A 6,043-nucleotide genomic window follows, 5' to 3' on the forward strand; every position below is an offset into this window, starting at 1 on the left:
TTATTCCTCTTCTCGGCTGGTCAGGGTGGGGTAGATCTGTTCGGACATGGTGGCAAACGGCTGCAGCGAGAACACCGCGTCGAGCGGCAAGCGCAGAAACTGGGCGATGCGCAAGGCGAGCACGAGGCTGGGGCTGTATTCGCCCCGCTCGAGGTAGCCGACGGTCTGGTAGTGAACTCCGACCGCGTCGGCGAGCTCTTTTCTGCTCAGACCTCGCTCGGCCCGGAGAACGGGGAGCCGCGTGTAGAACGGCGGCTCTCCGTCTTGTTTTTGCTTTGCCATGTAGTAAATGTACTACATAAGATCGTAAACCAACATCGTTGCGGGGCGTCAGCCCGGCGGACCTACTTCGTATACGTGCGCTCGCGGGTTGCCGGCGAGGCGAAGAACGACAGCACCAGCAGCGCCAGAATCACGTAGAGGGCGTTCAGGATGCCGAAGTGCTCGCCCAGGAATCCGAGCAGCGGCGGACCGGCGAGGAACGCGGTGTAGCCCACGATCGCCACGGCGCTCACGCGTGCGGCCGAGTTCTTCTCGTCGTCTGCGGCCGCGCTCATGCCCACGGGGAATCCGAGTGAGGCACCGATGCCCCAGAGGATCGCGCCGATGATCGTGACCCACATGTCGGTCGAGAGGATGAAGAGCAGCAGCCCTGCGATGCCGATGACCGCCGTGACGCGCAGCGTCGGAACGCGCCCGAAGCGGTCGAGCAGAGGGCCGCCCGCGACACGGCCGACGGTCATCGCCGCGACGAAGATGCCGAAGACGATGGCGCCCGTGGTGTTGGACTGCTCGTGGCCGTCAACCGTCGCGATCGCGATCCAGTCATTGGCGCTGCCCTCGGCGAAGGCCATGCCCAGCATCACCGCGCCGATGAGCAGCAGGCGGGCGTCGGCCCAGACGGCCAGGCTCGCCTTGAGGCGCTGGCCGAGCGGGATGCGCGGGGCGGAGGCCGTGGCATCGGCCTGATCTGCGGCATCCAGATCGTGGGGGATGAACCTGACGGCGGCGATCACGGCGACGACGAGGATGACGGCGATCGTGACCAGATGGGCGAAGACCGGGATGGCGAGACCGGAAGCCAGCGCGCCGATGCCGGCGCCGAGGACCGTTCCGCCAGAGAACATGGCGTGCATCAGGGGCATCAGCGTCTTGCCGATGACTCGCTCGGCCGCCGCGCCCTCGACGTTCATCATCACGTCGCACGCGCCGTTGCCGAAGCCGAAGAGCACGAGGCCGATGAAGGCGATGGTCACGGCGGGAACGAGGCCCCCGCCGATTCCGATGAGAACGAGGCCCGTGGCGACCAGCGAGATGCAGAAGGTGATGCCGGCGCGCGGCCCGAAGCGGCGCAGAATGGCGGGCGCGACGATGAGTCCGACCACTGAGCCGGCCGACATTCCGAAGATGAGCACGCCGACGTTGGCGGTGTTCAGCTCGAGTCCATCGCGAATGGCGGGGAGCCTCGCGACCCAGGTGGCGATGCTCACTCCGCTCAGGATGAAGATCACGAAGACCGCGTTGCGCCAGGCGATGAGAGTGCGTTGCGGGTGCACGGCGACGTCGCTCGTGGGAGTGGTCATGGGGTGTCCTGAAGAGTTGGAGGAGCGGTATCGCGCGAGATCGAATCGATTCGACTACGCTACCAACATGGCTGCGAGCGATCAACACACCCGCCGTCCCACCCTGGCAGACGTGGCCAAGGCTGCGGGGGTATCCGTTTCGACGGCCTCGATCGCGTTCAGCGGTTCGGGCCCGGTGTCGGATGCGACGCGCCAGCGCGTGCTCGCCGCCGCGGCTTCGCTGGGCTACGACGGTCCAGACCCCCGGGCACGCTCGCTGCGTCAGGGGCGGAGCGGCGTCATCGGTGTGGTTCTCGAGGGCAGCCTGCTCTACGCATTCCGCGACCCCGTGACATCCATCACCCTCGACGGAGTCGCCACCGCCCTCGGCCCGCAGGGCGCCGGCCTGCTGTTGCTCACCGATTCGGGCGAGGGTGCGGCCACGATCGACACCGCCGCCGTCGACGCGGTGATCCTGCTCGGATGCTCGACCCGCGTCGACCACTCGATCGAGGTCTTCGGTCGTCGAGACATTCCCGTCGTCTCGGTCGAGGGGCCCTCACGGCCTGAACTCGTGGAGGTGACCCTCGACAACCGTGCGGCCTCGGTGGTCGCCGCTCGGCACCTGCAGTCGCTGGGCCACGAGCGCGTGGGCATCGCCACGTTGGGCACGGCCGACGGTCAGCCCGCGGGCCCCATCGACGACGGCACGCCTATCGCCGTGTCGGTCACCCGCGAGCGACTGCTGGGCACACGCGAGGTGTACCCGGATGCGCCGGCCTACTCGTCGGCGCACAACACCCCCGAAGACGGACGGCGTGCGGCGACGGCACTGCTCTCGGGCGCCGCATCCGAACGGCCCACCGCCATCGTGGCGCAGGCCGATCTTTTGGCCGTCGGAGTGATCGAGGCCGTCGAAGAGCTCGGGCTGGTGGTCGGCGTGGATGTGAGCGTGATCGGTTTCGATGGAATCCGCATCGACGGCTTCGCACACGACCTCACGACGATGGTGCAGCCCGCCAGCGCCAAGGGCCACGCCGCGGGAGCCGCGGTCACGGCGCTGCTATCGGGAGAGCGCCCAGACACCCCGATAGCGTTCACCTGCGAGCTCCACGTGGGATCGACGACAGGCCCCGTTCGCCCTTCGTGACTCCTGTTACTGATTCAGGAGGAGACGCCCGCCTCGTGGATAGTGGCGTCGACCACACGCTCCTCCTGAATTGATTACAGGATCGGTGATCAGCGCTACGAAGGTCAGCGGGTGAAGACCTTCACCCAGAGGTTCGGGTAGTGCCAGCTGTCGGACTCGGCGAAGCCCGCATCCTCGATCGCCTGCTCGTTGACCTCGCGGTCGCGGCCGCTCGACACCAGGATCACGGTGTCGTGCCCCTCGAGCATCTGCGTGTCGACGGGGTTCGACGTCTCCCAGAGCCGGGGCAATGAACCCACGGGCTGGTCGAGGGCGACATCGTCGAGCGAGGTGAACGCCCACGGATACGAGTACTCGACGACGCGAGCGGTGGCGGTCGGATGCCACGCTACGCTTCCGAAGACAACAGCGGGATCGGAGCCGGCCGGCAGAGTCGAGGTGACCTCGCCCACGCGCCAGGCGGCCTGCGACCACGAGGCCTTCTGCTTCGCGCCCGTCACGCGCTGACCCGCGTAGCTCGGCTGTGTGAGCAGGGCCAGAACGAGCACGCCCGCGACCGCGGCCAACGCCGTCCACGGAACCGATCGCATCCGGGCCGCACGCGGGCCCTTCGAGAGCCGAGCCGCCAGTCGGGTCAACCGGCCGAGGCCCACGATGCCCCCGGCGATGGCCACGGCCAAGGCGGGCATGAGGAACGTGAGATAGCGCGGCGAGTACAGCGGGGTGATCAGCACCGAGGTGAGCACGAGCACGACGGTCGGCACGACCAGCCACGGCAGCACCCACGCCATCAGGTCGCGGGCCGCGCGGGCGCGCGTCGCGGACGAGCGCCGGGCCACGATGAAGGCGACGATGCCGACGAGCACGACGATCCAGGTGAAGATCGCGAACGGCGCGTTGCGCGGGGCGAACTGGGTGACCAGGATTCCGGTGAGCGTGCGCTGACTGATCGGGTCGATCCAGGCGAGCTGGCCCGACTGCCCGGCCACGATGAGCACGAAGGGGATGCAGACCACCCCGAGCGGAACGACCGTGCAGGCGAACGCGAACAGCTGCCGACGCGTGAGGGTGCCCGAGATCGTGAGCACCACGACCGTCACGGCGTGCGCCACCACGATGAGCGACAGGTAGACGAAGATTCCCACCGAGAAGAGCCCCACGCCGGCGTACGCGAGCCACGGCCAGACGGCCGCCCAGCGGGTCGACGGGGCTCGGGCAGCGTCGAGCGCCCGCATCAGCAGCAGGGTCAGTGCGACGGCGAGCAGAGCGGTCAGGGCATACGAGCGCCCCTCGATTCCGGCCCAGGTGAAGCGCGGGATCGTGATGAGCACGACTCCCGCGAGCAGCGCGAAGCCGCGAGTCCCGAAGCGCGAGGCGAGCAGCATCGTGAGTGCGACCGTGCCGCCCGAGACGAGCGCACTCGGCAGCCGCAGCGTGAACGGCGAGTAGCCGACGATGTCGAACCACACGTGCATGAAGGCGTAGTACAGGCCGTGCACCGCGTCGACCGTGTGCAGCATCGCCCAGAGTTCCGGCCAGGTGCGCGTCGCCGACACGATCGTGGCTGCTTCGTCGTACCAGATCGACGGGGTGTCGCTGCCGATGACGACGATCACGATGGCCGCGAGCGACACGAGAGGGATCTCGATGCGGCGAGCCAGCAATGCGGTTGCGCGCGTCACGATGACACCTCCTTGATACGACCGGATGCGTCGGGCCGGCTCGAGAGCCGGCTCCTGCCCGGTAGGTGCAGGCCGCCGCCTCTAGCGAGATGCTGCCGATAGAACCACGCGGCGACGACGATGAGCGTCGCCAGCGCGAGGCCGCCGCGCATCACGTCGACGGTGGGCACGAACAGGCGCACGGTGAGGGCCAGCGCGACGGCGAACCACTCCCAGTGCTGGCTGAGCACGATGAAGGGGATGAGCAGCAGCGCGTACCAGGGGTAGCGAGGGCTCACAATGATGAGGATGCTGCCGATCAGCACCAGCTGTGGCAGCCACGGCGACGTCGGGCTGGCGCGCCACCAGGTGAGCCCCGTGATCACGGCGATCAGCAGCGCGGCCACGATCACCGCGGACTTGCCGGGCAGGACCGTGGAGAGCAGGGCGAAGCTGGTCCCGTCTTCGTAGCCCTCTTCGGACAGGTATCCGGGAAGATACCCGAGCACTTTGATGCCCGAGCTCAGCACATAGGGAACGTACAGCGCGGCGAACGTGGCGACCGAGACCAGGATGAGGGTGAGGGGCCGCTTCTTCAAGAGGGGTGGGGCGACGATCACGGGAATGAGCTTGGTCGCGATGGCCGCGCCGAGCGCTATCCCGCCCCAGACGCGTCGGCCGGATGCGACGAGCAGGCTGGCCGCGAGGGCCAGCGCCACGCCGAGAACGTCTACGTGCGAGTTGGTGATCGCCTCCGTCGCGACCAGGGGGCACCAGGCCCAGAGGGCCGCCCACCTCGGATCCATGCCGCGGCGGCGCAGGGCGACGAGCAGCATCCATGTGACCCCGAGCGAGATGAGCAGGCCGCCGACCTGGAACGGCCAGTATTGGACGCTCGGATCGACGAGTGCGCGAACGCCGGCGAAGTAGAGCTCGGCCATCGGCGGGTAGATCGTGGGATCGTGCGGCCGGTTGATCGCCGTGCAGAGCAGCTCTCGCGAGGGCGAGGACTTGGTGTCGTTGTAGCGGTTGCCGACGCCGGGGCAGTCCGCGTCGTGGTCGACGTCGTTCTTGCCGGCGGCAGCGCTGTCGGCGACGGCTGTGCCGGCGGGGGTCGGAAAGAGCCAGTCGGGGCGCAACTCCTTCGTGGAGTCGGCCACGGGAATGTGGGCGTAGGGGGAGACTCCGGCGTTCGTGACGATGCCGTCCCAGGCATAACGAGCGGAGTCGGTGCTGGTGTTCGGCGGCCCGAGCAGGGCTGCCCCGCCGATGGCGAGCGATCCGGCGACGATGACCGCCGTCACGTGACGTGCCGGAACCTTTCTCAGCGCGAGGAAGGCGAGGGCGAAGAAGATCCAGGCCGCTCCGATGACGACGATGAAGGTCGGGGCGTCATCGCGGGTGAACAGTTGCAACTGGATCGTCGCGAAGCCGATGGCTGCCGCGACGGCCGCGGTGGCGGCAAGGGTTAGAACTGTTCTCACTGATCGATCTTTGCATCATCGGGCTGGGAAAGTTTCGGGGTAGCAGAACGGCCCGCCACGTTTGTGGCGGGCCGTTCTGGTTGTGCGGGGGGTGTTACTTGGTGTTGACGGTGATCTTGGCGACTCCGACGAGGAGGCCGGCCTTGACGGCGTCGGTCTTGAACGTGTCGTTCAGGAGGCCGGCGG

At 68.0% G+C, this 6,043-nt stretch carries 5 protein-coding genes; 1 reads left to right on the forward strand and 4 read right to left on the reverse strand.

All coding sequences use genetic code 11. The annotated features are described in order from the left end of the window. Both ASE64_RS16520 and ASE64_RS16525 read right to left on the reverse strand, forming a co-directional pair. Positions 1-282 carry a helix-turn-helix transcriptional regulator gene (locus ASE64_RS16520; RefSeq protein ID WP_055783066.1) on the reverse strand — a complete coding sequence of 94 codons (282 nt, stop codon included), beginning with the start codon at positions 280-282 and terminating at the stop codon, positions 1-3. Positions 283-344: 62 nt separating this feature from the next. Beyond that, positions 345-1,583 (reverse strand): MFS transporter, encoded by a 1,239-nt coding sequence (locus tag ASE64_RS16525; protein WP_055783069.1) that lies wholly within the window; start codon positions 1,581-1,583, stop codon positions 345-347. Positions 1,584-1,650: 67 nt separating this feature from the next. Between ASE64_RS16525 and ASE64_RS16530 the strand changes: the two genes are divergently transcribed. Further along, entirely contained in the window at positions 1,651-2,712 is a 1,062-nt protein-coding gene (locus ASE64_RS16530) for a LacI family DNA-binding transcriptional regulator (protein ID WP_055783072.1), read from the forward strand. 104 nt (positions 2,713-2,816) lie between these two features. Here the strand turns inward: ASE64_RS16530 and ASE64_RS16535 are convergent, their stop codons facing one another. Beyond that, the gene (locus ASE64_RS16535; RefSeq protein ID WP_055783075.1) at positions 2,817-4,394 is read right to left on the reverse strand and encodes a glycosyltransferase family 39 protein; all 1,578 of its coding nucleotides are present in this window, start codon (positions 4,392-4,394) and stop codon (positions 2,817-2,819) included. Continuing rightward, the gene (locus ASE64_RS16540) at positions 4,391-5,857 is read right to left on the reverse strand and encodes a glycosyltransferase family 87 protein (protein ID WP_055783078.1); all 1,467 of its coding nucleotides are present in this window, start codon (positions 5,855-5,857) and stop codon (positions 4,391-4,393) included. Before ASE64_RS16540 ends, ASE64_RS16535 begins: the two co-directional genes overlap by 4 nt. Positions 5,858-6,043: the final 186 nt, after the last annotated feature.

Origin of the sequence: Agreia sp. Leaf210 (assembly GCF_001421485.1) — a bacterium.
GTDB lineage: Bacteria > Actinomycetota > Actinomycetes > Actinomycetales > Microbacteriaceae > Agreia.

Coding starts and splice junctions, on each gene's coding strand:
- ASE64_RS16520 (WP_055783066.1), bottom strand. CDS start 282: ATGGCAAAGCAAAAACAAGACGGAGAGCCGCCGTTCTACACGCGGCTC.
- ASE64_RS16525 (WP_055783069.1), bottom strand. CDS start 1,583: ATGACCACTCCCACGAGCGACGTCGCCGTGCACCCGCAACGCACTCTC.
- ASE64_RS16530 (WP_055783072.1), top strand. CDS start 1,651: ATGGCTGCGAGCGATCAACACACCCGCCGTCCCACCCTGGCAGACGTG.